The sequence below is a fragment of the Nocardia sp. XZ_19_385 genome (assembly GCF_015355755.1).
Taxonomy (GTDB): domain Bacteria; phylum Actinomycetota; class Actinomycetes; order Mycobacteriales; family Mycobacteriaceae; genus Nocardia.
Genome location: NZ_JACVEE010000001.1, coordinates 758,240 through 783,636, shown reverse-complemented (window position 1 = coordinate 783,636; position 25,397 = coordinate 758,240). Strand labels below are relative to the sequence as shown.

Annotated in this window: 27 protein-coding genes; 18 read left to right on the top strand and 9 right to left on the bottom strand. The window is 67.0% G+C overall.

The genetic code is table 11. From position 1 onward, the window contains the following. Positions 1–195 precede the first annotated feature (195 nt). Together IBX22_RS03605 and IBX22_RS03600 are read left to right on the top strand one after the other, a co-directional pair. Positions 196–1,116, top strand: coding sequence for a heme o synthase (locus IBX22_RS03605; protein ID WP_228538445.1), 921 nt, complete (start codon positions 196–198; stop codon positions 1,114–1,116). A 237-nt stretch (positions 1,117–1,353) separates the two neighbouring features. After that, positions 1,354–2,718, top strand: a complete 1,365-nt coding sequence (locus IBX22_RS03600; protein ID WP_194813947.1) for an alpha/beta fold hydrolase — start codon at positions 1,354–1,356, stop codon at positions 2,716–2,718. Here the strand turns inward: IBX22_RS03600 and IBX22_RS03595 are convergent. Further along, positions 2,673–4,154, bottom strand: a complete 1,482-nt coding sequence (locus IBX22_RS03595; RefSeq protein WP_194813946.1) for an FAD-dependent monooxygenase — start codon at positions 4,152–4,154, stop codon at positions 2,673–2,675. The genes IBX22_RS03600 and IBX22_RS03595 overlap by 46 nt on opposite strands. Positions 4,155–4,239: 85 nt before the next feature. Here IBX22_RS03595 and IBX22_RS03590 point away from each other — a divergent pair, with 85 nt between their 5' ends. Together IBX22_RS03590 and IBX22_RS03585 are read left to right on the top strand one after the other, a co-directional pair. After that, entirely contained in the window at positions 4,240–4,842 is a 603-nt protein-coding gene (locus IBX22_RS03590; protein WP_309234407.1) for a TetR/AcrR family transcriptional regulator, read from the top strand. A 436-nt stretch (positions 4,843–5,278) separates the two neighbouring features. Next, positions 5,279–5,656 carry a nuclear transport factor 2 family protein gene (locus IBX22_RS03585; RefSeq protein ID WP_194813944.1) on the top strand — a complete coding sequence of 126 codons (378 nt, stop codon included), beginning with the start codon at positions 5,279–5,281 and terminating at the stop codon, positions 5,654–5,656. A gap of 156 nt (positions 5,657–5,812) precedes the next feature. On the opposite strand, the gene IBX22_RS03580 is transcribed toward IBX22_RS03585, so the two are convergent. Continuing rightward, positions 5,813–6,778, bottom strand: a complete 966-nt coding sequence (locus tag IBX22_RS03580; protein WP_194815551.1) for a quinone oxidoreductase — start codon at positions 6,776–6,778, stop codon at positions 5,813–5,815. A gap of 83 nt (positions 6,779–6,861) precedes the next feature. Here IBX22_RS03580 and IBX22_RS03575 point away from each other — a divergent pair, with 83 nt between their 5' ends. After that, positions 6,862–7,209 carry a hypothetical protein gene (locus IBX22_RS03575; RefSeq protein WP_194813943.1) on the top strand — a complete coding sequence of 116 codons (348 nt, stop codon included), beginning with the start codon at positions 6,862–6,864 and terminating at the stop codon, positions 7,207–7,209. A 54-nt stretch (positions 7,210–7,263) separates the two neighbouring features. Further along, positions 7,264–8,013 carry a hypothetical protein gene (locus IBX22_RS03570; RefSeq protein ID WP_194813942.1) on the top strand — a complete coding sequence of 250 codons (750 nt, stop codon included), beginning with the start codon at positions 7,264–7,266 and terminating at the stop codon, positions 8,011–8,013. A gap of 88 nt (positions 8,014–8,101) precedes the next feature. On the opposite strand, the gene IBX22_RS03565 is transcribed toward IBX22_RS03570, so the two are convergent. From IBX22_RS03565 to mptB, 4 genes are all read right to left on the bottom strand, one after another. Continuing rightward, positions 8,102–9,073: a heme A synthase gene (locus IBX22_RS03565; RefSeq protein ID WP_194813941.1), complete on the bottom strand. Its 972-nt coding sequence runs from the start codon at positions 9,071–9,073 to the stop codon at positions 8,102–8,104. Between the two features lie 64 nt (positions 9,074–9,137). Beyond that, positions 9,138–9,923 (bottom strand): ABC transporter permease, encoded by a 786-nt coding sequence (locus IBX22_RS03560; protein ID WP_194813940.1) that lies wholly within the window; start codon positions 9,921–9,923, stop codon positions 9,138–9,140. Further along, a complete protein-coding gene (locus tag IBX22_RS03555; RefSeq protein WP_194813939.1) occupies positions 9,920–10,849 on the bottom strand; it encodes an ABC transporter ATP-binding protein in 930 nt (309 codons plus the stop codon). The genes IBX22_RS03560 and IBX22_RS03555 overlap by 4 nt, the downstream gene beginning before the upstream one ends. A 73-nt stretch (positions 10,850–10,922) precedes the next feature. Then, positions 10,923–12,608 carry a polyprenol phosphomannose-dependent alpha 1,6 mannosyltransferase MptB gene (gene mptB / locus IBX22_RS03550; protein WP_309234406.1) on the bottom strand — a complete coding sequence of 562 codons (1,686 nt, stop codon included), beginning with the start codon at positions 12,606–12,608 and terminating at the stop codon, positions 10,923–10,925. 104 nt (positions 12,609–12,712) lie between these two features. On the opposite strand from mptB, the gene IBX22_RS37250 reads away from it, so the two are divergent. The 12 genes from IBX22_RS37250 (at position 12,713) to IBX22_RS03495 (ending at position 22,747) form a co-directional block, all read left to right on the top strand. Next, positions 12,713–13,030 (top strand): hypothetical protein, encoded by a 318-nt coding sequence (locus IBX22_RS37250; protein WP_228538162.1) that lies wholly within the window; start codon positions 12,713–12,715, stop codon positions 13,028–13,030. Between the two features lie 213 nt (positions 13,031–13,243). Beyond that, a complete protein-coding gene (locus IBX22_RS03545; RefSeq protein WP_194813937.1) occupies positions 13,244–13,828 on the top strand; it encodes a TetR/AcrR family transcriptional regulator in 585 nt (194 codons plus the stop codon). Between the two features lie 107 nt (positions 13,829–13,935). Beyond that, positions 13,936–14,955: a zinc-binding dehydrogenase gene (locus IBX22_RS03540; protein ID WP_194813936.1), complete on the top strand. Its 1,020-nt coding sequence runs from the start codon at positions 13,936–13,938 to the stop codon at positions 14,953–14,955. Between the two features lie 348 nt (positions 14,956–15,303). Then, positions 15,304–16,095 carry a metalloregulator ArsR/SmtB family transcription factor gene (locus IBX22_RS03535; RefSeq protein ID WP_305082253.1) on the top strand — a complete coding sequence of 264 codons (792 nt, stop codon included), beginning with the start codon at positions 15,304–15,306 and terminating at the stop codon, positions 16,093–16,095. Further along, complete coding sequence (gene sufB / locus IBX22_RS03530; RefSeq protein ID WP_194813934.1) at positions 16,092–17,528, top strand: Fe-S cluster assembly protein SufB; 1,437 nt, start codon at positions 16,092–16,094, stop codon at positions 17,526–17,528. The genes IBX22_RS03535 and sufB overlap by 4 nt, the downstream gene beginning before the upstream one ends. After that, positions 17,528–18,733, top strand: a complete 1,206-nt coding sequence (gene sufD, locus IBX22_RS03525) for a Fe-S cluster assembly protein SufD (protein WP_194813933.1) — start codon at positions 17,528–17,530, stop codon at positions 18,731–18,733. Before sufB ends, sufD begins: the two co-directional genes overlap by 1 nt. Before the next feature lie 38 nt (positions 18,734–18,771). Beyond that, the gene (gene sufC / locus IBX22_RS03520) at positions 18,772–19,539 is read left to right on the top strand and encodes a Fe-S cluster assembly ATPase SufC (protein WP_194813932.1); all 768 of its coding nucleotides are present in this window, start codon (positions 18,772–18,774) and stop codon (positions 19,537–19,539) included. A 1-nt stretch (position 19,540) separates the two neighbouring features. Further along, positions 19,541–20,797 carry a cysteine desulfurase gene (locus IBX22_RS03515; RefSeq protein ID WP_194813931.1) on the top strand — a complete coding sequence of 419 codons (1,257 nt, stop codon included), beginning with the start codon at positions 19,541–19,543 and terminating at the stop codon, positions 20,795–20,797. A 3-nt stretch (positions 20,798–20,800) separates the two neighbouring features. Next, positions 20,801–21,265, top strand: coding sequence for a Fe-S cluster assembly sulfur transfer protein SufU (gene sufU / locus IBX22_RS03510; RefSeq protein WP_194813930.1), 465 nt, complete (start codon positions 20,801–20,803; stop codon positions 21,263–21,265). Continuing rightward, positions 21,262–21,639 carry a metal-sulfur cluster assembly factor gene (locus IBX22_RS03505; protein ID WP_194813929.1) on the top strand — a complete coding sequence of 126 codons (378 nt, stop codon included), beginning with the start codon at positions 21,262–21,264 and terminating at the stop codon, positions 21,637–21,639. Before sufU ends, IBX22_RS03505 begins: the two co-directional genes overlap by 4 nt. An 86-nt stretch (positions 21,640–21,725) precedes the next feature. Further along, the gene (locus IBX22_RS03500) at positions 21,726–22,145 is read left to right on the top strand and encodes a DUF4189 domain-containing protein (RefSeq protein WP_309234572.1); all 420 of its coding nucleotides are present in this window, start codon (positions 21,726–21,728) and stop codon (positions 22,143–22,145) included. A gap of 104 nt (positions 22,146–22,249) precedes the next feature. Continuing rightward, complete coding sequence (locus tag IBX22_RS03495; RefSeq protein ID WP_194813927.1) at positions 22,250–22,747, top strand: DUF4189 domain-containing protein; 498 nt, start codon at positions 22,250–22,252, stop codon at positions 22,745–22,747. A gap of 63 nt (positions 22,748–22,810) precedes the next feature. On the opposite strand, the gene IBX22_RS03490 is transcribed toward IBX22_RS03495, so the two are convergent. From IBX22_RS03490 to IBX22_RS03480, 3 genes are read right to left on the bottom strand one after another with little or no spacing between them, the layout of a single operon-like run. Continuing rightward, positions 22,811–23,473: a methionine ABC transporter permease gene (locus IBX22_RS03490; RefSeq protein WP_194813926.1), complete on the bottom strand. Its 663-nt coding sequence runs from the start codon at positions 23,471–23,473 to the stop codon at positions 22,811–22,813. Positions 23,474–23,475: 2 nt separating this feature from the next. Beyond that, positions 23,476–24,489, bottom strand: coding sequence for a methionine ABC transporter ATP-binding protein (locus IBX22_RS03485; protein ID WP_194813925.1), 1,014 nt, complete (start codon positions 24,487–24,489; stop codon positions 23,476–23,478). Then, positions 24,486–25,358 carry a MetQ/NlpA family ABC transporter substrate-binding protein gene (locus IBX22_RS03480; RefSeq protein WP_194813924.1) on the bottom strand — a complete coding sequence of 291 codons (873 nt, stop codon included), beginning with the start codon at positions 25,356–25,358 and terminating at the stop codon, positions 24,486–24,488. The genes IBX22_RS03485 and IBX22_RS03480 overlap by 4 nt, the downstream gene beginning before the upstream one ends. Between the last annotated feature and the right edge of the window lie 39 nt (positions 25,359–25,397).

Sequence of the window (25,397 nt, the reverse complement as noted above, 5' to 3'; positions counted from 1 at the left end):
CGGCGAGGGTCTACCATCCTCTGTAGTAGTAGCCGCGCCGCTGGGGTTGCGGGCTGCGAATTCCATGGCCGGATGCGATGCACAAACGTGCGAGGAGAGACAGTGCGGATTGGGCAACAGCCGGGTGACAATCCCGCTCCTGCGCCGGGGAATATCGCGGACGCGCACGGCTCTTCGACAGTTCTCGCCGACCGGCTGCAAGGTGACGGGCTCGTCTCCCGACTACTGCGCCGCCCCCTCGCCTACATCGCGCTGACCAAACCGCGAGTCATCGAGCTGCTGCTCGTCGCGACGATTCCGACGATGCTGCTCGCCGACCGCGGCAACGTCGATATCCGGCTGATCCTGGTCACCCTGTTCGGCGGCTGGATGGGCGCCGCGAGCGCCAACACGCTGAACTGCGTCGCCGACGCCGATATCGACAAGGTCATGAAGCGGACCGCCAAGCGCCCGCTCGCGCGCGAGGCCGTGCCGACCCGCAACGCCTTCATTTTCGGTGTGCTGCTTGGCGTTGCGTCGTTCGCATGGCTGTGGTGGCAGGCGAATCTGCTCAGCGGGTTGCTCGTAGTCGCGACCATTCTGTTCTACGTCTTCGTCTACACCCTCGGCCTCAAGCGCCGTACCTCGCAGAACGTGGTGTGGGGCGGGGCCGCCGGCTGCATGCCCGCGCTGGTCGGCTGGTCCGCGGCGACCGGCGGCATCGGGTGGCCCGCGATCGCGCTGTTCGGCGTCATCTTCTTCTGGACGCCGCCGCACACCTGGGCGCTGGCAATGCGCTACAAGGAGGACTACCGGGCGGCCGGGGTGCCGATGCTTCCGGTCGTCGCGACCGAGCAGGTGGTGACCAAGCAGATCGTCATCTACACCTGGCTGACTGTCCTCACCACGCTGGCGCTCGCGCCCGCGACCGGTGTCATCTACGCGGCCGTGGCGCTGGTCGCCGGAGCATGGTTCCTGCTCATGGCCCACCAGCTGTATTCCGGTGTGCGCCGCGGCGAGTCGGTCAAGCCACTGCGCCTCTTCTTGCAGTCCAACAACTATCTGGCCGTGGTCTTCTGCGGACTCGCGGTCGACTCCGTGCTCGGCTGGGACACGATCGGCAGCTTCTTCAGCTGAGTCGCTGATTGTTTCAATTGTGTTGAGCGCTGCTAACTTCTGCGCGTGAGTGAAAAGTACCACCCGGTCCCTTCTTGGGCTGCGAAGGCGACGTGTGCGATCGCTGTATTCGCTACCTTCGCGTCGTCTCTCAGCGGTTGTTCCGCTGACCTGCCGGACGCTCGTGCGACAGGCGCCGCGCCGGGCCTGGACGCGTTCTATGGGCAATCCGTCGACTGGGTCACCTGCGGAGACGGGGTGACCGGCGAGTGGTTCACCGAGCCGATCGCGGGGCAGCAGTGTGCGCAGGTGTGGGCGCCGCTCGATTATCAAGGCGTGCAAGGACGTTCGATCGCCGAGGTGCCGACGGTTCGGCTCGCGGTATCGCGGCTGCCGGCGAGCGGGGCGAGGAAGGGCGCGTTGCTCGCCATCAGCGGCGGGCCTGGCGGCGAGGGACTGGGATTGATCGAGTCGGCCTATCCGCCGGAAGTGCGCGAGCAGTTCGACATCGTCTCTTACGACCCGCGCGGCGTCGGCCGGTCCACGCCGTTGATCCAGTGCGCAGGTGGGCTGGATACCGACAGCACGACCGATGACACCGAGGCGATCGAGGCAGCCGAGCGAGCGGAGGTCGCGGCCTGTGTACGCGACACCGGACTCCACGTTTTGCGCCACATTGGTTCCGATGAGGCGACGAACGATGTCGACCTGCTGCGAGCGGTGCTGGGGGAGAAGCAGATCAACCTGCTCGCCTACTCCTACGGCACCCAGATCGCCGCGATGTACGCGCTGCGCTTTCCACACAACTACCGCGCTGCGGTGCTCGATGGCGTCGTCGATATCGCCGAGCGGCCGCACGAGTGGATAGTCGGTCAAAACCGCGGCTATCAAGCCACCTTCACCCGGCTGGCCGCCTTCTGTGCTGATGAATATGACGCGGAATGCCCGCTCGGCGACGACCCGGCGATCGCCGAGGCGACTTTCCAGCAGTTGTTGCGCGACGCCGACTCGGCTCCGGTGCCCGCTGACGAGGGCGAGGCGGTGAGGGCGGACGACATCCTTGTGGCGACCTATACCGGCCTGCTGTGGCGGTCCATGTGGGAGCCGTATCTCCGCGCGCTGCAAGAGGTCCGACAGGGCGACGGCACGACGATCCGGCGTTTCGCTGACTGGCAGGACAGTGCTGGCACCAACGCGATTACCGCCATAACCTGTACCGATATCGCAGAACCGACTGCTGATCGCGCGGCCAGGCAGCAGCAGGCGGCGGCCAGATATGACGCCGCGACCTACGACAACTACGACCCGCGCCCTGCGGAGTTCCCATTGGAAGACTGCGACCTGTGGCCTTTCCCGGGCAAGATAATTCCGGGCAAGGCTCTCCCCTTGGCGCCCTCCCGCATCGAATCAGCCGCGCGGTTGCTCTTCGTTGGTACTCGTCACGACCCGACCACTCCCGTCGGCAATGCCGAGCGGATGGCGAAGTACATGACGAGCCCGCTGCTCATCCGTGAGGGCGATGGACACTGTGCCGTCTTCAATGACGAGAACAGCTGCGTCGACGCCGAGGTGGTCCGCTATCTGAAGGATCCGAACTCGGTGGGAGACAAGGTGTGTGCGTGATTCACCCGAGCCACGGTGAGCGCCGCGCCGTCGACAGCTGCCACGTAGTTGTCGGGGCGGACGTGGACGGTGGTTCCGTCGGCGGCGTGGTACGCGGCGTAGGCGTGACCATCCACATCGACCAGGTAGGGGCCGTTCGCGGCCATTCCCGGGCGTAGGACGGCGTACTCATCGGACTCGGTTGGCAGCGGGCCTGTTTCGCCGAAGTGCAGCACCGTCGAATGCGGACCGTGGAACAGATCGAAAAGCCGGACCGGATGTCCGGCAGCGTCTTGCAGCGGCGCGTCCGGGGCGCGATCACCGGCGACGAGTGCGCCGGTATCGGCGGGCGAGCGGTAGCTGATATCCAGTTGGCGCGTCTGCTCGCCGCGTTCCATGGCGTCTTCGTGGCCGTCGACCAGCTTGTCCAGCAGTTCGGTGCTCACACCGAGAACTCGCGCCGCGACGGTGCGGCGTTCGGATTCGTAACTGTCCAGCCAGGATTCGTCGCCGGTTAGGGCGGCGGCGAGTTTCCAGCCGAGGTTGTAGGCGTCCTGGATGCCGGTGTTCATGCCCTGGCCGCCGGTGGGTGGGTGGACGTGGGCGGCGTCGCCGGCGAGGAACACGCGGTTTGCTCGGAAGCGCTGGGCCAGGCGGATATTCGGGCGCCATACCGTCGCCCAGGTCAGGTCGGTCAGGGTGATGTCGGTGCGGGTCGAGTAGCGGTCGATGAACTCCTGCAGGGTTTTCAGGGTTGGTTCGACGTGGTGGGGGAGCGGTACGGCCAGCTGGAAGTGGCGGCCGCCGGGCAGCGGGGACAGGGCGATTCCCTCCATGGGGCGGTCGGCGGAGGCGGCGAACCAGTAGCCGAAGTCGTGGTCCAGTGCGTCGGCGCGGACGTCGCCGAGCAGCATTCGGATGGATTCGTCAGTGGTTCCTTCGAAGGGGATGCCGAGGGCTTTGCGGACGGTGCTGCGACCGCCGTCGGCGCCGACAAGGTATGCGGCGCGGACGGTTTCACCGCCGGAGAGGGTTGCGGTGATGCCGGTGGCGTCCTGTTCGAAAGAGAGCAGCGCTGTACCCAGATCCACGCGCACCCCGAATTCGGCGAGCCGATCCCGCAGGATCGCTTCGGTGCGTGACTGGCCGAGTACCCAGAGGTTGGGGTAGGGGATCGCCGGTGTGGGCGCGACGGGCTCGGCCATCCGGCGCTCGCCGACGAACTCACCGCCGAAGTACGCGCGCAGCACCGGGGTCGGTGTTCCGGCTGCCAGTACGGCGTGGAGTACGCCGAGATCCTCGAATACTTCCAGCGTGCGGGGCTGGATGCCGTCACCGCGGGAGCCTGCGAAGAACTCGGATGCCTGATCGATGAGCCGCACCTCGATGCCTCGCCGGGCGAGATCGATGGCCAGGGTCAATCCGGTGGGTCCGGCGCCTGCGATGAGTACCGACACGGTTTCTCCTATGATGAATTTAGATTCACTGAATGTAGATTCAGCATGGAGGTTGGTAGGTTTCCCTGTCAAGGAGGTGATGTCGGTGACCAGCAGTCGCCAAGAGAAAGCGGCCGAAACTCAACAGGCTCTCAAAGCCGCAGCGCTGCGCGTCTTCGCCGAACGCGGTTACCTCAACGCCAAGATCACCGACATCACCGCGGCCGCCGGGCGCGCGGCCGGCTCGTTCTACAACCACTTCGCGAGCAAGGAAGAACTCCTGCAGGCCCTCCTCCAGGACCTGGCCGACGCAGGAGACGAACGCGCCGAATCCGACGACCACACACCGGATTTCAGCGACCCGGAAGCAGTCCGCTACCACGTCGCCGGCTACTGGACCTTCGCCCGCGAGCACGCCCCGGTCCTGCGCGCGGTCAACCAGGCCGCGACCGTCAGCGAAGACTTCGCCCGCATGCTCGGCCAGTTCGCGGTCCAGCAGCGCTCCGACATCGCCGACCACGTGGAAAGCTTCCCGGACAAGGGCTTACAACTCCCCAGCACCCCGGACGCCACCCTCGCCATGATGTTCCTGCTCATCCAAAGCCTGCTCCAAGCAGTCGAAGAGGGAACAGTCGAGCTATCCGACCAGCAAGCAATAGACGGCCTCACCCGATTCGTCTACCGCGGCATGACCGGCCGCGACTACTGACCCTGCTCGCCGACTTCCAGCTCAGACCGACTGCCCCGCACGTTCGACCAGGCCACGATGCCAGTGGCCTGCCCGTGGGGCCCGAATGAGCCCGGGAGTGGCTTGCCTGTCTGACCGGGATCGGGTGCACGAGTGGTGTGCCCGTGGGACCCGGATCGGGTGCGGGGTGGCTTGCCCGTGGGACCCGGATCGGGTGCGGGGGTGGCTTGCCTGTCGGACCCGGATCGGGTGCGGGGGGTGGCTTGCCTGTCGGACTCGAATCGGGTGTACGAGTGGCGTGCCCGTCGGGCCCGAATCGGGTGCGGGGAGGACTCGCGCCAGCTGCGCGGTCGAAAGTCACTCCGGGGGCGTTCCTCGCCTCGGCGGGATGTTCGCATGGTGAGCAGGCGCGGACGCGAATCGGCGATGGGGCGGGAGTGCGGCCTAGCATTGGAGGATGACGGGCGACGTGGTGGCGGAAATCCGTGCGGTGGCGGAGGGTTGGGCGGCTGCGATGGTGGCCAATGATCTGGATCGGATTGCTGGGTTCATGGCGGATGAATGGTTGATTGTCTCTGAGTCCGGGATCACCACCAGGGCCGATTTCCTCGAACTCATCAGCTCGGGTGGGTTGACGCACTCGGCGATGGATGCGGTGGGAGAGCCGCAGGTTCAGGTGTATGGGGACACCGCCGTGTACACCGCGCGGGTGACGAATACTGCGCACTACCAAGGGGAACGGTTCGACGCCGACGAGTGGACCACGGACGTGTTTGTTCGCGATGTGAGTGGCTGGCGGTGCGTGCGCAGCCACATCACTAACGCTAAGGAGTGAACCCGGGCACGTGCCCGAAGGGTAGTGAACCTGGGAACGTGGCGGCCGGCTTCAGCTCGCCACCGGTGCCGGTCGGGAGGTATGCAAATCGTGCAACCGCGCGCCGATTCTGGTGATTTCAACCAGCTCCGGGCGCGGATTGCACGATTTGCATACTCAGGGCAGCAGGACGATGGAGCCGGTTGTCTTGCGGCCCTCCAGATCTCGGTGTGCTTGCGCGGCGTCGGCGAGCGGGTAGGTGGCGCCGATGCGGATGTTGAGTTTGCCCTCGGCGATGGCGTTGAAGATATCGCCTGCGCGCCAGCGGATTTCGGTGCGGTCGCGGGTGAAGTCGCCCAGTTTGGGGCGGGTGACGACGAGGGAGCCCAGGCCGTTGAGGCGTTGCAGGTCGAAAGGTGGGACCGGGCCGCTGGCCGCGCCGAACAGGGCGAGGAGGCCGCGCACGCGGAGGGAGGCGAGGCTGGATTCGAAGGTGTCCTTGCCGACGCCGTCGTAGACGGCCGCGACGCCGACGCCGTCGGTGAGCTTGCGGACCTGTTCGGCGAGGTCGTCGGAGTAGCGCAGCACCTCGGCCGCGCCCGCCTCGCGCGACAGCGCTTCCTTCTCGTCGGAGGACACCGTGCTGATCACGCGCACGCCGCGTGCAGCGGCCAGTTGGGTCAGGATCAGGCCGACGCCGCCCGCGCCCGCGTGCACCAGGACCGTCTCGCCCGGCTCGGGCTTGTACACCGACTCCAGCAGGTAGTGCGCGGTCATGCCCTGCAGCAGCGCCGACGCCGCGACCGGCGCCTCCACGCCGTCCGGCACGGGGATCGCCACCGCCGCGTTGACCGCGACCTTCGCCGCATAGCTACCCGGGGCGGCACACCACGCGACCCGGTCGCCGACCTTGAACTCGGTGACGTTCGCACCCACCTCGGCGACGACACCGCTGCCCTCCGACCCCGGGATATAGGGCGTGGCCTGCGGATACATGCCGGTGCGGAAGTAGGTGTCGATGAAGTTGATGCCGATTGCCTGGGTGTCGACCAGGAGCTGGTCCGGCCCGGGCTGCGGGTCGGGCGCCTCGACGGACTGCAGGACTTCGGGACCACCGTGCTCGGAAACCTGAATGGCGCGCATGAGATTCAGTTCTAGCACTGACACGGAGTGACCTGTACCCCGCAGGTATGGACTGAGGCCTACTGGTCGGTAAAGTAGGGCCCATGAGCGTTGAAGCCGCCACCCCCGTGAAGCTGTCGGGCGCCCTCGTGTCCTCCGTCAAGGGATTCGTCGCCGATCACGGCGGCTCCGCCACCGCGGTCCTGCAGCCCATCGGGCGCATCGGCGTCCGCGTCACCCTGGTCGGCCAGGATGGCATCCTCGGCGACCGCGTCGTCGGCTCTCTGGCCGAAGCCAAGCACCTCGTCGAAACCGTCGACGGCCTCACCGAAGCCGACGAGTGGGAGCGCGAACTCACCTCCATCGTCACCCCCCGCAAGAGCCACTTCGCCCAGATGGCCGGCTGGGTCGCCCGCCAGACCCGCTTCCCGAAGGCCCGCAACGAGAACTGAGGTTCCCGGAAAAGGCCGTTGCATCGAAAAGCGCTGAGCGGCTAGCGTTTCCGCGTGAGTGATACGCAAGACGCAGATATCGAGGAACGTTTCTACGAACCGACGTGGAATCTCCTCGACAGTGTGTGGGCTGGGTGGGGGCGCATCGATCCCGAGTACCATTCCCCGCGCTACCAATCCAGGATCTTTCCCGCCGAGATCTGGAACAACATGGGGATCAACGAGGCCGAACCGGCCAGCGTCGAGCACCCCAGCTTCCGGGTGATCCGCCGCCAATACGGTGTGCTGGCAACGAGTTACGGATTGTCGTTCCCCATCGCCTGGTCCGACGCGGATCCCACCAACGGCGTCGAGGTCGAGGTATTCGCGGCGGCTACCGGCACGGACTTCGCCGAGATGTCGACCGCGGACGTGCTGTCCTCCTGGCTGGGGCAAATGGTGCGTGCGGTGACCGAGAACTGGTCGAGTGGCGGATTCTCGTTCACCAACGCGCTGCAGCGCTACGGCACCCTCACCATCACGTTGCCCGGTGTGCAACTCCCGGCCGAGGCGGCCGACTATCTCGATGACAACGGCAACCCCACCGTGCTCCTCGGCGTGACCGATCCCGGCCTGCCCGAACGCGTCGACGGCCCGCTCTCACCGATCCGCCTGGTGGGCATCAAACTCCTCACCCGCGCCGAGACCCAGCACTGCGTCTCGGGCACCACCGGCGTCGAAGATGCCCGCACCGACCTGGCCCGACTGCTCGCCGGGCAGGGCGAGGTCATCTGGTCCAGCCTGACCCGCCCCTCCGTCGTCTGACGTGCGACCGGGGCTCTGACCCATCGAGTGACACATGGTTGCGGTGTTCGCCGAGTGGCCGCACCGCAGTGTGCCGCTCGGCGGCTGGTTAGGCGGGTTGGGTGGCGGTTGGAAGCTTGGCCGGGAGCGGTTCGCGGGTGCGGAGGGATGCCCAGAGGGCTGCGGTAGCCGCGACGCAGGCGCCCGCGCCGGCGACGTGGATGGCGACGAGAGCTCCGGGGACGTCGGTGAAATATTGGACGACGCCCACCAGGGCTTGGGCGCAGACTACGGCAAGTAGGACGAACAGTCGGGTGCGGACCGGTTTGCTGATGCCGACGGCGTAGAGGCCGAAGCCCAGGCCGATGAGCAGGGCCAGGTAGCCGACCAGGAACTGTGAGTGCAGGTGCACGAGGGTGGTGATTTCGATCTGGAGGCGGGCGACCGGGCGCTCGATGCTCTTGTCGCCGGCGTGCGGTCCGGCGGCGGTGACGAGGGTGCCCGCGATGAGGACACCGGCCAGGGCGACGCCGCTGAGCGCGGTGAGCCAGCGCAAGGGTGCCGGGGCCTGGACGATTTCGACGCCGTCATCGGGTTCGCAGATCTTCGCGTAGAGCACCATCGCCAGCCAGACCATCGCCATGGAGGCGAGCAGGTGGACCGCGACGGTCCACCAGAGCAGCCCGGTGCGCACCGTGATGCCGCCGATGATCGCCTGCACCACGGTGCCGCCGGGCATCAGCCAGGCGTAGACGAGGACTTCGTGGCGACGACGAGCGCGGGTCACGGCGAGCACGATGAGTGCCGCGAACAGTGTCACCACGAAGGTGAGCAGGCGGTTGCCGAACTCGACGGCTTGATGGAAGCCGGGGACCTCGGCGACGGCGACCGGGGTGAAGCTGCCGGGGAAGCACTGCGGCCAGGTGGGGCAGCCGAGCCCGGAGGCGGTCACGCGGACCACCGATCCGGTGACGGCGATACCGGCCTGGGTCAGGACGACCGCGATGGCGGTCAGCCGTTGCACCCGCAGCGAGGGCAGCGGGAGGCGGTCGACGACTCGCAAGAACGCGCGATACAGCACGCGACGATGGTAGCGGCCGCTCGGAGCCCGCTTTCAACCGGTCTACTACAAGCTGTCGTTCAGTTCAGTGGAAGCGGAAGAACCGGGTTGCAAGGAACCCGCACACCAGGCCCCACGTGGCGAGGACGCCCAGGCCGAACCAATCGATGCTGCTGCGCAGAGCCTGTTCGAGGGCGACGGCCAAAGCGCCCGACGGGATCAGCCGGGCGATGATGTTCACCGCGGTCGGCAGATCGTCGGAGGCGAACACGATGCTGGCGATACCGAGCATGACGAACCACAGGATGTTCGCGAGCGCCAGCACGATCTCGGCCTTCAGGGTGCCGCCCAGTAGCAGTCCCATCGCCGCGAAAACGGCTGTGCCCAAAGCGATCACCACCGCGCCCAGTAGCAGCCCGCCGAGCCCTGGTCGCCACCCGAGCGCGAACCCGATGGCGCCCAGCAGGATCGCCTGCAACACCACCACGATGAGCACCGCGGCACTCTTGCCCGCGATGATGCCCCAGCGCGGAAGCGCGGTCGCCCCAAGGCGTTTCAGCGCCCCGTAGCGTCGATCGAACCCGACCGCGATGGCCTGTCCGGTGAACGCGGTCGACATCACCGCCACCATCATCACCGCCGGCACCAGCTTGTCGATGCGGTCCTGCCCGAGGCTGCCGAACGGCAGCAGCGTCAACCCGACCAGCAGGGTGATCGGGATGAACATGGTCAGCAGCAGCTGTTCGCCGTTGCGCAGCAACAGGACCAGCTCGAGGCGGGTTTGCGACGCGAGCATGGCGGCGCGGGTGGTGGGCCGCGGATCCGGGGTGAAGGTGCCCGGTGCGAAGCGGTTCGGAGCTGCTTGGGTCATCCGCGTAGATCCCGTCCGGTGAGTTCCAGGAAGACGTCCTCGAGGCGGCGCTGATCGATGCGGATGTCGGTGGCGAGCACGTTCATCCGGGCGCACCAGGCGGTCACCGTCGCCAGCACCTGCGGGTCGATCTCGCCCTCCACCAGGTAGGAGCCCGGATTCGTCTCGCGTGGCGAGAAACCTTCCGGCAGTGCGCTTTCCAGCAGCTCCAGATCGAGTTTCGGTGGGGCGGTGAAACGTAGCTGTCCGGCGGCGCCGTGCGCGGTGACCTCGGCGGGGGTACCGGAGGCGACGATCTGCCCGTGATCGATGATGACCAGCTGGTCGGCGAGCTGTTCGGCCTCGTCCATCACGTGCGTGGTGAGCAGCACGGAGACGCCGTCGCGGCGCAGCGCGTCGATCAGTTCCCAGACGATCAGACGGGCCTGAGCATCCAGACCGGCGGTGGGTTCGTCGAGGAAGACGATCTCCGGCCGCCCGACCAGCGCGCAGGCCAGGGCGAGCCGCTGCTGCTGACCACCGGAGAGCCGACGGTAGGGGGTGCGCCGATTGTCTTGCAGCCCAAGGGTTTGCAGCAGCCAGTCCGGGTCGAGCGGATCGGCCGAGTACGAGGCGACCAGGTCGAGCATTTCCCCGGCTCGGGCGCCCGGATACGCGCCGCCGCCTTGCAGCATCACGCCGATGCGTGGGCGCAGCTTGTCGGAGTCGGCGATCGGGTCGAGTCCGAGCACCCGCACCGAACCCGCGTCCGGGGTGACGAACCCTTCGCACATTTCCACGGTGGTCGTCTTGCCCGCGCCGTTCGGCCCGAGCAGCGCCAGCACCTGTGCTCGTTCGACTTCGAAGGACAATCCGTCGACCGCGAGGGTCTCGCCATAGCGCTTGACGACGCCCTCAACGCGCACAGCGGGTCCGGAAAAGGTCACGACTGCGCCTCGCTAGCGCTCGGCTCCGTCGCGACCTTGCGGGCTGGCTCTTCGGTTCGCTCGCTACGCTCCCTCACGAGGTCACACGGTAAGCCGTGGGCTCCTGTGACGGAGCCGACACCCCCGCCTGCTGTGCCCGCCAGGGCAGCACATTCCGGGTGAGCACGATGAACAACACGGCCACGATCGCGGTCGCGATCGCCGAGCCGACGATCTGGAACACCTCGAAATCGCCGCCGCGCGGCATCTGCAGCACGCTGACGACCGCCGAGAACGCGACCGCGGGCCCGCGGAATATCGGTCGCGTCGCCCAGGCCGCCAGCGGGACGATTGCCCACAGCAGATACCAGGGCTGCACCACCGGGAACAGCAGCACGATCGCGCCGAGCGAGACGCCCAGCGCCCCGACCGGATGCAGTCGCCCGGTGCCGGCGGCGACCAGCATGCGCACCGTCACGTACGCCGCCACCGCCGCGGCGATCGGCCGGGTAATGCTGAGCAGCGCCGTGGTGTGATCGCCGAGCCCGAGCAGCACGCCACCGAATCCGGTGATGATGCCGATCGCGGTCGGCAGCGACATCCAGCTGCGCACCGCGTTCGCGACACTGAGCGTGTGGATCCACCCGAAACCGAGATCGCTCAGCGAACTGATGAGAGCCGTTACCCCCAGCGCTATTCCGCCGAGCATCGCCGCCGAAGTCACCAGTGTTCGTAGCCCGCCGTTCCAGCGGCGGGCCAAGGCCACCCAGACGAACCCCATGACGATCATCGAGGTGACTTTTATCGATGCCGACAGCGTGATCACCACCGCTCCGGTGATCAGCAACGCGTAGGCCCGGCCGTCGAACACGGGGGCGTCGTCGATCGCGCGCAGGCACAGCTCCAGGCCCGCCAGCATCAGGCCGAGCATCAGCGCGTCGTTGTGCACGCCGCCGACCAGGTGGAACAGCACGAGCGGATTGGCCGCGCCGAGCCACAGCGCACTCACCGGCGCGACACCGCAGCGCACCGACAGACGCGGCAGCGCCCACACGATCAACGCCACACCTCCGAGCGCGAGCAACCGGTGCATCCACACGCCGAGCAGAATGTTGTCGCCGGTGATCTCGGCGATGATCCGCCCGGCCCATAGGAACAGCGGCCCGTATGGCGCGGGCGTCTCCCGCCAGATATTCGGCACGTTCCGGGTCAGCACGTTGTCGTTGCCGAGCGCCTGCGACGGCCCCACCACATACGGGTCGAGCCCGCGCGCACTGATCTCACTCTGTGCCAAATACGAATACACGTCATTGCTGAACATGGGCGGCGCGATCGCCAGCGGCAGCACCCACAGCAGCAACGTCCGATCCATCTGTGACCGCGTCAGCCGGTGCAGCGGATTACCGCCGAGCCCGCCAACCGCGAACCGCCCCAACAGCAGCCACGCCAGCACGACGAACGTGGTGCCCACCATGCACACCGCGAGCGAGGCCGTATGTGCCCGCCCGAAGATCGCGAAGATCCGCATCCCCGACACCGGGTTCTGCAGCACCGGCTGCGCCCCCACCCCGAGCGCACTGATCACCATCAGCACCGACCCGGTCGCCCCCATCAACCGAATCCGGTTGAACTGCGACATCTCCCGCGCATCGAGCTCCGGCACCGCCGTCTCGTCCCGATGCAGCACCGCGACCGTGTGATCGGAAGCCGGCACGTCGAGCCCCAAGGCCCGGCGCCCAACCGCCAATGTCCGGCGCCGCGCGCCCTCCAGTACCGCCACGACCCGAAGCCTAGTGCGCCGAACGAAACCGGCCGACCCGCAACCCGCCGAGCTGCACTGCCCGCCCGCGAAGCCGAGCGCCCCACCGAGCGACGGGAAAGGCCATGGCAACACCGAGGGTGGTGTCGCGGGGCAATCGTCCGACCCGCAACCGGCTGAACTCGCTGACCGCCTGGGAAGCCGAGCTTCCTGCCGGAGGATGGGTGAGTCCGCTGGCGGGTGTCGGCCCGAGCACGGCGAAGCCGAAGGACTTGTGGGCGCGACCAGGGGTCGCAGCCCTGCTGCCGTTGCGTCGCCGGACTTCAGTGTCCTGGCGGACCAGCCGAGCGACTCTGGTAGCGATCCAGCAGGTCCTGTTGCTGGTGAGCCACCCCGACTTCGGTGTGGCTGGACCGGGAACATGTTTGGTGAACCGGCTGTAGCCGGTGCACGCTGCCGGATGGGGTGCTCGGTATGGCCCGGACCGGCGTGCGTTGGGCCGGGATGGTGGGGTCGACGGGGTAGCCCTCGGGGTCGCGCCAGACTTGGCCGGGGTTGTCCGGCTCGGCGCCCTGCGGTGTGGGGGAGTCCACCTGTCCGGCTTGCATCCATTGGCCGTCGGCGGGGCGAGGTACTGGCAGCGCACAATCGAGCACATGGTTTCGGAGTCCAGGCGGCGGATCGAGGTTGCGGCGGCGGGGTTGCTGGCGCGGCATGGGTATCACGGGTTCGGGTTGAAGAAGTTGAGTGCGGCGGCGGGGTTGCCGTATGGGTCGATTTATCACCACTTTCCGGGTGGGAAAGAGGAGATCGCGGTGGCGGCGATTACCGGGACGGCGGTGTTGTCGAGTCGGGTGATGGCGCAGGCGCCGGGGGATGTGTTCGCGTCGACGCGGACGATGTTCGAGTTCATGGTGGCGAAGCTGGCGGGGTCGGAGTGGACCGATGGGTGTCCGGTGGGGACGCCCGCGCTCGATGGGGGCAGTGATGTGGAGGCGATCCGGGTCGCGTGTGTGGCGGCCTTCGAGATGATGGAGCGAGCCTTCGCTGGGCTGCTGACCGAGGTCGGTTTGCCGGTGGAGGAGGCCGAGCGGCTGGCGGTGACGGTGGTAGCGGCCTATGAAGGGGCGACGATCCTGTCGCGGGTACGGCGGTCCGAGGAACCGCTGCGGGCGGTGGCCGCGGGGATGGAGCGGTTGATCAGAACGACGCTCGCGGATGCAGATGTCGCAGCCAGATGACTGGCGTGTGAGAGAACTCGGCGGAAAATTTCCGGAAGTTGGTGCTGCGCAGAATGATCGGCCCCTCGGCCATTGACTAGAAAGAACGTTCTAGCGAGACTCGATGAATGAAGCGTTTGACGTTGTCCGGCCCCGGCGCACTCACCTGGGAAGACGTCCCCGAACCCGAAATCACCGCTCCTGGACAGGCTCTCGTCCGGCCGATCGCACTGGCCACCTGCGATATCGACCCGGCGGTGTTGCGCGGATCGTTTCCACTGTCCGGGCCCTACCCATTCGGGCACGAGGGCGTCGTCGAAGTGGTCGCGGTCGGGGAGCAGGTGCGCACGGTCCGGGTCGGTGACCGCGCCGTCGTCCCGTTCCAAATCTCTTGCGGCACTTGCAAACCCTGCCTGCGCGGCCGCACCGGCAACTGCGCGTCCCATCCACCGCTGTCCACCTTCGGCCTCGGCACGCTCGGCGGTCTCGACTGGGGCGGTCTGTGGGCCGACCTCGCCCTGATCCCGCACGCCGACGCCATGCTCGTCCCGCTCCCGGCCGGGGTCGATCCGGCCACCGTGGCCAGCGCCAGCGACAACATCCCGGACGGTTACCGCGCCGTCGGCCCACAGCTGGCCGCCGATCCGGGCGCGGAAGTACTGGTCATCGGCGGTCCAGGGGCTCCGTCGATCGGGCTCTACGCGGCCGGTCTCGCCGTCGCGCTCGGCTCGGATCGCGTTGTCTACCTGGATGATTCGGCCGAACGATTGGCGATCGCCGAGAAGCTCGGCGCGCAGGCGGTCGAAGGCCGGCGCGACACTCGCGTCGGCCGGTTCCCGATCACGGTCGAGTCCGCGGGCGGGTCGAAGGCCCTGCGCGCCGCCATCGACGCGACCACCTACGACGGCTGGTGCACCAGCGTCAGCGTGCAGCTCTCCGACGTCGCCCTCCCGGTCTTCGACATGTACAGCCGCTGCTGCACTTTCCACACCGGCCGCGCCCATGCCCGCCCGGCCATCCCCGCGGTCCTCGACCTCGTCGCGGCCGGCAGCTTCGATCCGTCGGTAGTCACGAGCGTGACGGTGCCGTGGCACGATTCCGCCGAAGCGCTCCTGGAAACCCCGATGAAACTGGTAGCCGTGCGCTGAATTCGATCAGCCCCATACGCACGATTCGAATTGTGCGCCAAGTCGCACGATCACTGCCGGTTCACCCCCGGCGAATCTCTGGATACCCTCGATCCCGGCCGAGCGCGCCTGCGCAGGGCTGGAAACTGCTGCTGCAATCCCGCTTGATGTGCGCTGATAGTCGATCTACAAGACTGTGCAATGGATCACTATCGGCCCGATCTGCGCCCACCGCGAACCCCCGGCATCTCGGGTTATGCGCCCGCTGGAGCCCCCAGCATGATCAAATGCCGAGCTCGGGGGCGCTTTCCAAGGGGACCCTTATTAGATTTAGGGAACGAATTCCGCCACACTGGTGTTGTGAAAACCATGGGTTTGCGGAATGACGACGAAAGGGCCGGTCGCAAGGCTGGTACCGCGTCGGCGCCTGCGCCCGTCGGCACCGAGGGCCACACCCGGGCCGCCATCGTCCAGCTGCTGCTGGAGGACGGCCCGATCACCGCGACCGCCATCGGCACCAGGCTGGGCCTCACCCCGGCCGGCGTGCGCCGGCATCTCGACGCCCTGATCGATTCCGGTCAGGCGCGGGCAAGCCGATCCGCACCGTGGCAGCAGAAGGGCCGCGGCCGCCCCGCCAAGCAATACCAGCTGACCGCCGCCGGACGCGGCCGCCTCGGCCACGCCTACGACGACCTCGCCGGGGCCGCCATTCGCCAGCTCGGCGAGATCGGCGGCGAACAGGCCATCACCGAATTCGCCCGGAAACGGGCACGGACTATCGTGGCCGGGATCGACGCGGTCGAGGACCACACTCCGCAGAACACCGAGGCGAAAGCCGAGGAAATCGCGGAAGCCTTCACCGACGCCGGATTCGCCGCCTCCACCCGCAAGGTGGGCGCGGGCGTGCAGATCTGCCAGCATCACTGCCCGGTCGCGCACGTCGCCGAGGAATTCCCGCAGCTGTGCGAGGCCGAACTCGAGGCGTTCCGGGAGCTGCTCGGCACCCACGTGCAGCGGCTCGCGACGATCGCCAACGGCGACTGCGCCTGCACCACCCACGTACCGCTACTCGCACTACCGATAACGAAAAAGTCTGCTCCACAAACCGCCGCACAGCCCGCGACGGTACGAACGAACGACTCCGGAAGGAGTGCCGAATGACGACGACCACCGACCAGGTGCAACCGCTCACCCAGGAAGAAACCATTGCTTCGCTGGGCAAATACGGTTACGGCTGGGCCGATTCGGATGTGGCCGGCGCCGCCGCGCAGCGAGGTCTGTCCGAGGCGGTTGTCCGAGACATCTCGGCCAAGAAGAGCGAGACCGAGTGGATGCTCGAGCAGCGTCTCAAGGCCCTCCGGATCTTCGACCGCAAGCCCATGCCGAACTGGGGTTCCAACCTCGACGGCATCGACTTCGACAACATCAAGTACTTCGTGCGTTCGTCGGAGAAGCAGGCCGCGACCTGGGAAGACCTGCCCGAGGACATCAAGAACACCTACGACAAGCTCGGCATCCCCGAGGCGGAGAAGCAGCGCCTGGTCTCCGGTGTCGCCGCGCAGTACGAGTCCGAGGTCGTCTACCACTCCATCCGTGAGGATCTGGAGAAGCAGGGCGTCATCTTCCTCGACACCGACACGGCGTTGAAGGAGCACCCGGAGCTCTTCCACGAGTACTTCGGCTCGGTCATCCCCGCCGGTGACAACAAGTTCTCCGCGCTGAACACCGCGGTGTGGTCGGGTGGCTCGTTCATCTACGTGCCGCCGGGTGTGCACGTCGACATTCCGCTGCAGGCCTACTTCCGGATCAACACCGAGAACATGGGCCAGTTCGAGCGCACCCTGATCATCGTCGACGAGGGCGCCTACGTGCACTACGTCGAGGGCTGCACCGCGCCGATCTACAAGTCCGACTCGCTGCACTCCGCGGTCGTGGAGATCATCGTGAAGAAGGGCGGCCGCTGCCGCTACACCACGATCCAGAACTGGTCGAACAACGTCTACAACCTGGTCACCAAGCGGGCCAAGGCCGAAGCGGGCGCGACCATGGAGTGGGTCGACGGCAACATCGGGTCCAAGGTCACCATGAAGTACCCGGCGGTCTGGATGACCGGCGAGTACGCCAAGGGCGAGGTCCTCTCGGTCGCGTTCGCGGGCGAGGGCCAGCACCAGGACACCGGCGCGAAGATGCTGCACCTGGCGCCGCACACCTCCTCGAACATCGTGTCGAAGTCGGTGGCGCGCGGTGGCGGCCGGGCCTCCTACCGTGGCCTGATCCAGATCAACAAGGGCGCCTACGGCTCCAAGTCGACCGTGAAGTGCGATGCGCTGCTGGTCGATACGATCAGCCGCTCCGACACCTACCCCTACGTCGACATCCGCGAGGACGACGTGACGATGGGCCACGAGGCGACCGTCTCGAAGGTGTCCGAGGATCAGCTGTTCTACCTGATGAGCCGCGGCCTCACCGAGGACGAGGCGATGGCGATGGTGGTGCGCGGCTTCGTCGAGCCGATCGCCAAGGAACTGCCGATGGAATACGCGTTGGAACTGAACCGGCTCATCGAGCTGCAGATGGAAGGAAGCGTCGGCTGATGGCGACAGGTGTCATTGGAGCGGTTGAAGGCGAGAACGCCAAACCGATTCAGAACCCGGGTGCCGGAGCCGCGACCAACAAGGGCGAGGTTTTCACCTCGTTCGATGTGGAGGCTTTCGAGGTCCCGTCGGGCCGCGACGAGGAGTGGCGCTTCACCCCGATGCGCCGCCTGCGCGGCCTGCACGACGGCACCGCCGTGCAGGACGGCAAGGCGACCGTCGAGGTCAACTCGGTCGAGGGCGTCACCGTCGAGACCGTGGGCCGCGATGACGCGCGCCTCGGCCAGGCCGGTGTGCCCGCCGATCGTGTTGCGGCCCAGGCATATTCGAGCTTCGAGTCGGCGACCATCGTGTCGGTCGGCCAGGAGATCGAGGTCGCCGAGCCGGTCGTGCTCACCGTGACCGGCCCGGGCGAGGGCAAGACCGCCTTCGGCCACACGCAGATTCGGCTCGCGAACTTCGCCGTCGCCACCGTGGTCGTCGACCAGCGCGGCAGCGGAACCTACGCCGAGAACGTGGAATTCGTGCTCGGTGACAGCGCGAAGCTGACCGTCGTCCACGTCCAGGACTGGGCCGATGACGCCGTCAACACCACCGCGCATCACGCCAAGGTGGGTCGCGATGCCACGCTGCGCCACATCAACGTCACCCTCGGCGGCGACCTGGTTCGTCTGACCGCGGGCGTGCGCTACGACGGTCCCGGCGGCGACGCCGAACTGCTCGGTCTCTACTTCGCCGACGCCGGCCAGCACTTCGAGCAGCGCCTGCTCATCGACCACGCGGTCCCGAACTGCAAGTCGAACGTGCTGTACAAGGGTGCGCTGCAAGGCGATCCGGACTCCAAGAAGGGCGATGCCCGCACCGTGTGGGTCGGCGACGTGCTGATCCGCGCGGCCGCCGAGGGCACCGACACCTTCGAGGTGAACCGGAACCTGATCCTCACCGACGGCGCCCGCGCCGACTCGGTGCCGAACCTGGAGATCGAGACCGGCGAGATCGCCGGCGCCGGACACGCCAGTGCCACCGGACGTTTCGATGACGAGCAGCTGTTCTACCTGCGCTCGCGCGGCATCCCCGAGGACGCCGCCCGTCGCCTGGTCGTGCGTGGCTTCTTCCACGAGATCATCCAGAAGATCGCGGTCCCCGAGATCCGGGAGCGGCTGGAGTCGGCCATCGAGGCCGAACTCGCCGCAATCGGCGCCTGACAACACAGACCATTACCCCGCAAAGGAATTCAACTCCGATGACCACCCTGGAAATCAAGGACCTGCACGTCGAGGTGGCTACGCCGGAAGGCGAGGCCAAGGAAATCCTCAAGGGCGTGAACCTCACCATCAAGTCCGGTGAGACCCACGCCATCATGGGCCCCAACGGCTCGGGCAAGTCGACGCTGTCCTACGCGATCGCCGGACACCCGAAGTACACGGTGACCTCCGGCTCGATCACCCTCGACGGCGAAGACGTGCTGGAGATGACGGTCGACGAGCGCGCCCGCGCCGGCCTGTTCCTGGCCATGCAGTACCCGGTCGAGGTCCCCGGCGTCTCGATGACGAACTTCCTGCGCACCGCCGCCACCGCTGTCCGCGGCGAGGCCCCGAAGCTGCGGCACTGGGTCAAGGAGGTGAAGGAGTCGATGAACGAGCTCGAGATCGACGCCGCCTTCGGTGAGCGCAGCGTCAACGAGGGCTTCTCCGGCGGCGAGAAGAAGCGCCACGAGATCCTGCAGCTGGGCCTGCTCAAGCCGAAGATCGCCATCCTCGACGAGACCGACTCCGGCCTCGACGTGGACGCGCTGCGCATCGTCTCCGAGGGTGTCAACCGCTACAAGGAGCGCGAGAACGGCGGCGTCCTGCTGATCACGCACTACACCCGGATCCTGCGCTACATCAAGCCGGAATTCGTGCACGTCTTCGTGGGTGGCCGCATCGTCGCCGAGGGCGGCGCGGAGCTGGCCGACGAACTCGACGCCAACGGCTACACCAAGTTCATTCCCGCGACCGCTGGAGCCTGATATGACCGCCATGGTCCATAACGCTCTCGACGTGGCCCGCATCCGGGCCGACTTCCCGATCCTGGCCCGCACGGTCCGGGACGGGAAACCGTTGGTGTACTTGGACTCCGGCGCGACTTCCCAGCGGCCCCTGGTGGTGCTCGACGCGGAACGACAGTTCCTGATCGAAAGCAATTCGGCGGTGCATCGCGGTGCGCACCAGCTGGCCGAGGAAGCGACCGACGCCTACGAGAACGCGCGCGCCGATATCGCGCGCTTCGTGGGCGTCGATGCCGGGGAGATCGTGTTCACCAAGAACGCGACCGAATCGCTGAACCTGGTGACCTACACTTTCGCCGACCCGCGGTTCCCGCATCATGTGGGCCCGGGTGACGAGATCGTCGTCACCGAGCTGGAGCATCACGCGAATCTCGTTCCGTGGCAAGAGCTCGCGCGGCGCACCGGTGCGACGCTGAAGTGGTACGGCGTGACCGAGGACGGCCGGATCGATCTCGATTCGCTCGAATTGTCGCCCGCCACCAAGGTTGTCGCGTTCACGCATCAGTCCAACGTGACCGGCGCGGTCACCGATGTCGCCGAAATCGTCCGGCGCGCAAAGGCAGTCGGCGCGTTGACGGTGCTCGACGCCTGCCAGTCGGTGCCGCACATGACGGTCGACTTCCGGGCGCTCGACGTCGATTACGCCGCGTTCTCGGGGCACAAGATGTTCGGCCCCTCCGGCGTCGGCGTGCTCTACGGCCGCCGTGCGCTGCTCGAGCAGATGCCGCCGTTCATCACCGGTGGCTCGATGATCGAGACCGTCACCATGGCCGCCAGCACCTACGCCCCGCCGCCGCAGCGGTTCGAGGCCGGTGTGCCGATGACCTCGCAGGTGGTCGGATTGGGTGCGGCCGTGCGGTATCTCGAAGAGCTCGGCATGGAAAACATTGCCGCGCACGAACATGCGCTGGTATCGAAGGCGATCGAAGGCTTGAGTGCGATCGAGGGTGTGCGGATCGTCGGACCGATCGAGAACGTGGATCGCGGTTCCGCGGTGTCGTTCGTGGTCGACGGGATCCACGCCCACGATGTCGGCCAGATCCTGGACGACGAAGGCGTCGCCGTGCGCGTCGGGCACCACTGCGCGTGGCCGCTCATGCAGCGCCTGGGCATTCCCGCCACCGCGCGCGCGTCCTTCGCCGCCTACAACACCCTGGACGAGGTGGACGCACTGGTAGCCGCCGTGCGGAAGGCTCAGAAGTTCTTCGGAGTTGCATAAGACATGCGCATGGAGCAGATGTACCAGGAAGTGATCCTGGACCACTACAAACACCCGCACCACCGCGGGCTGCGGGAGCCGTTCGGCGCCGAAGTGCACCACGTCAACCCGACCTGCGGTGACGAGGTGACCTTGCGCGTCAACATCGCCGACAACGGTGAGGTCACGGATGTGTCGTACGACGGCCAGGGCTGTTCGATCAGCCAGGCCGCCACGTCGATCCTGGCCGACCAGGTCATCGGGCTGCCGGTGCAGCAGGCGCTGAAGGTCGTCGACTCCTACAGCGAGATGATCTCCAGCCGCGGCACCATCGAAGGCGACGAGGACGTGATCGGCGACGGCATCGCCCTCGCCGGCGTCGCCAAGTACCCGGCGCGGGTGAAGTGCGCGCTGCTGGGTTGGCTGGCGTTCAAGGACGCCGTGGTGCGGATATCCGATAATTCCTCCACGAATGGGGCGAACTCATGACCGAGACACCGGCCACCGAGACCGAGCAGGCTGCTGCTCCGGTCGAACTGTCTGCCGAGGAGATCAAGCACCTCGAGGACATCGAGGAGGCGATGCGCGACGTCGTCGACCCCGAACTCGGCATCAATGTCGTGGACCTCGGCCTGGTTTACGGCATCTCGGTCGAGAACGAGATCGCCAAGCTCGACATGACCTTGACCTCGGCCGCGTGCCCGCTCACCGACGTCATCGAGGACCAGACCCGCAACGCCCTGGTGCGCAGCGGCCTGGTCGAGGACCTGACGATCAACTGGGTCTGGATGCCGCCGTGGGGCCCGGACAAGATCACCGACGACGGCCGTGAACAGCTGCGCGCGCTCGGATTCACCGTCTAGTAGCCTTCGGGCACTGGACAATTCGATACATAGCAAGCGAAGATCCTCCCCGTAAACGTTCTGAAACGGGGAGGATCCTCTTGTCTGTGCTCGGTAAGTCCGCTCTGGTCGCCGCTGTCACCTCATCGGCCGCGGTCACCGTCTTCGCGGCCGCGCCGGCCGAGGCGGCCGGGAAGTACTACGGCACCTTCGGGATCTCGTGGAGCACCGGTAAAACGATCGCCTCCGTCGACCATCCCTCCAAGGTGGCCGCCGACGCCGCCGCCATCCGCGACTGCGGCGTCTACGACTGTGAACTGGTGCTGCGCATCGTCGACGGCTGCGGCGCCATCGCCCGCGGCGCGGACGGCAAATGGGGCTGGGCCGCCGGCGGCTCCCTCGCGGACGCCGAACAGGCGGCCGTCGCCTCCCTTGGCGAATCCGCGCCGCCCTTCCCGGATCTCGGCAGCTCCCAGCCGCGCGCCGCGGCCGTCGTAACCTCCGCCTGCACCAAGAACATTCGCTGAGCGGAGGTCGCGTGCGGCGGCCCGAAACTACTTGGACAATTGGGATCTTCTAGGCGATGATCTTCGCTGACATCACCTTTGAACCGGGGAGGATTCTTTTGTCTTTGTCTCGTAAGGTTGCCGCGGGCGCGGTCGCGTCTTTCGCAACCGCGATCGTGTTGTCCGGCATGAGTCCGGCCAACGCGGCCACCCAGAGTGGCGTGGCGATCATGGAAGTCGAGGGCTACCATGCCACGTCCGTGGACGGTGGCTTCAACGCCGCCCGCGGCGATCTCTATGGCGCGCTGGCGATTTCGCGGAGCAGCGCCCGCGTGTCCTCGGCCGTCAACTACGGCAGCTGGGCCGCGGCCGAGAACGGCGCGCGGGCCGAATGCGCCCGTCGCGACTGCGAGGTCGTGGTCAACTTCCGCAACGCCTGCGGTTCGGTGTCCCAGGGCGCCGACTACCGCTTCGGCTGGTCCTGGGCGCCCGGTCGCGGTGAGGCCGAACGCCTTTCGAACGAGGTGCTCGGCATGAGCGCCCCGCCGTTCCCGGATCCGGGCAGCGCTTCGCCGCGTCCGGCCCGGGTCATCCTGTCCGCCTGCACGGCGAACGCGGGCTGACCCAAAAGCACAGCGGCTCGGCACGATTCGCATTCTCGCGAGTCGTGCCGAGCCTTTTTGTGCCTAGCGCCGCAGGACCTTCCGGGCCAGCCAGTTGCCGAGGAACTGGATGCCCTGCACCCCGGCGATGATGATGAGCGTGGCCACCAGGGTGACCTGCCAGTCGAAGCGCTGATAGCCGTAGACCAGGGCGAAATCGCCCAGTCCGCCGCCGCCGACAGTGCCCGCCATAGCCGACATGTCGACGATCGCGATGACGACGAAGGTGTAGCCGAGGACCAAGGGGCCCAAGGCTTCCGGGATCAGCAGTGTAAAAATGATCCGCAGCGGACCCGCGCCGACCGCGCGGGCAGCTTCGATCACGCCGGGATCCACCGTCACCAGATTCTGCTCGACGATGCGGGCAATGCCGAACGACGCCGCGACGATCATCACGAACGCCGCCGCCTCGGTGCCGATGGTGGTGCCGACCACCTCCAGGGTGATCGGGCCGAGCGCGGCCAGCAGGATGATGAACGGGATCGGCCGCACCACGTTGACCAGCACGTTCAGCAGCACGTGCACGGGTGTGTTGGCCAGCAGACCGCCCTTGCGGGTGGTGTAGAGCGCGGTGCCCAGGAACAACCCGATCACCCCGCCCACCACGAAGGTGAGCAGCACGAGATAGATGGTGGTGCCGATGGATTCGAGCAGTACCGGCTGGAGCTTGTCCCAATCCGTATGCACGGCTACCCCTTTCCGGCTGTCTCGAGTTCGCCGATCACCTTGGCGACGGCGTCGTCGGGGCCGTGCAGCGCCAGCGTGAGGCTGCCGAATGTCTTGTCCTGCAAGGTCCGTACGCCGCCGTAGACCACTTCGAACCGGACGTCGGCGTGCGTGGCCGTGGCCAGCGCCGCACCGATGCCGCGCTCGTCATCGATGGCGACTGTGACCAGCCGGCCGCCGTGCCGGTCGGTCAGTGTCTTCCGCTCCGCGTCCGAAGGCCGGTCGTGCAGCACGGTCTCCACGAAGGACCGGGTCGGCGCCGCCTGCGGGGTCGCGAAAACCTCGAAGGTGCTGGCCAATTCGACGATCCGGCCCTCGGCGAGCACCGCGACTCGGTCGGCCACCGCGCGGATCACATCCATCTCGTGGGTGATGACCACGATGGTGACGCCGAGCTCGCGGTTGATCTTGCGGAGCAGTCGCAGCACCTCGCCGGTGGTCTCCGGATCCAGCGCCGAGGTCGACTCGTCGGCGAGCAGCAGCGACGGCGAAGTCGCCAGCGCCCGGGCGATGCCGACCCGCTGCTTCTGCCCGCCGGACAGTTGATCCGGATAGCTGCGGGCCTTGTCGGACAGGCCGACGAACTCCAGCAACTCGGCGACCCGCGCCTTGCGTTCGGCGCGCTTCCAGCCCGCCACCTTCAGCGGATACTCGACATTGCCTGCGGCCGTGCGGGATCGGAACAGGTTGAACTGCTGGAACACCATGCCGATATCGCGGCGCAGCCGCCGCACCTCGCGCTCCGACACCCCAGTGATGGGGGTGCCGGAGATCTCGACGGTGCCGCTGGTCGGCTTCTCCAGGGCGTTGATCAGCCGCACCAGCGTGGACTTACCCGCGCCGGAATAGCCGATGACGCCGAAGATCTCACCCTTTTCGATGCGCAGGTCGATGTTGTCGAGCGCGGTCTGGCGCTGCTCGCCCTTGCCGAAAACCTTGGTGACCGAACGGAATTCGACGGCCGGGACGTCGCTCACTTGCCGTCGCGGGTGGTCTGCTGCACCCGGGTCAGGATCTGTTCCAGGTCCCCGGCCGGGCGGTTCACCGAGACAGCGGTGCCCTTGGTGACTTCGCTGTGCGCCTGCTGCACCGCCGGATCGCGCCAGATGTCGATGAGCTGGTTGTAGAGCGGGTTGTTCTTGTCCTCGGCCCGGGTCACGATCACGTTGATGTACGGCTCGGCCGCCGGGTTCGCCGGATCATCCTTGTAGAGCGCTGATTTCGGGTCTACGCCGGAGCGCTCCAGGAAGGTGTTGTTGATGATCGACCCGTCCACCGAGGCGAGCGACAACGCGGTCTGGGCGGCGTCGACCGGGGTCACCTTCACCTTCGACGCGCCCTTGTCGATATCGGCGGGCGAGGGCTGACGGGTGTCCGAGGACAGCTTCAGCAGACCGGCGGCCTGCAGCACGAACAGCGCCCGCGCCTGATTGGTCGGGTCGTTCGGGATGGCGATCTCGCCGCCGGCCGGGATGTCGGCCAAGCTCTTGTGCTTCTTCGAGTACAGGCCCAGTGGCACGATGTAGGTCGAGCCGATCGGGGTGAGGCTGTCGTTGTTGGCGACGTTGTAGGCCCCGAGGAACTGCAGATGCTGGAAGAGATTGACGTCGATCTGCTTCTGCGCCAGCGCGAGATTCGGCTGCTTGTAGTCGGAGAAGTTGGTGATCTTCAGGGTGATGCCCTTGTCCTTGGCCTTCTGCTCGAAGACCTCCCAGGCCTTGTCCTTGTCGGTGGTGCCGATACGCACTACCGTGCCGGAGGAGCTCTCGTCTTTACCGCAGGCGGTGAGGGTGAGGGCCGCGGTGGCTACGAGGACCGGGATCGCCAGTGCCCGAGTGAACTTCACAACTACTCCTGAATGCTTGTGGCGGATACGAACCCGGTT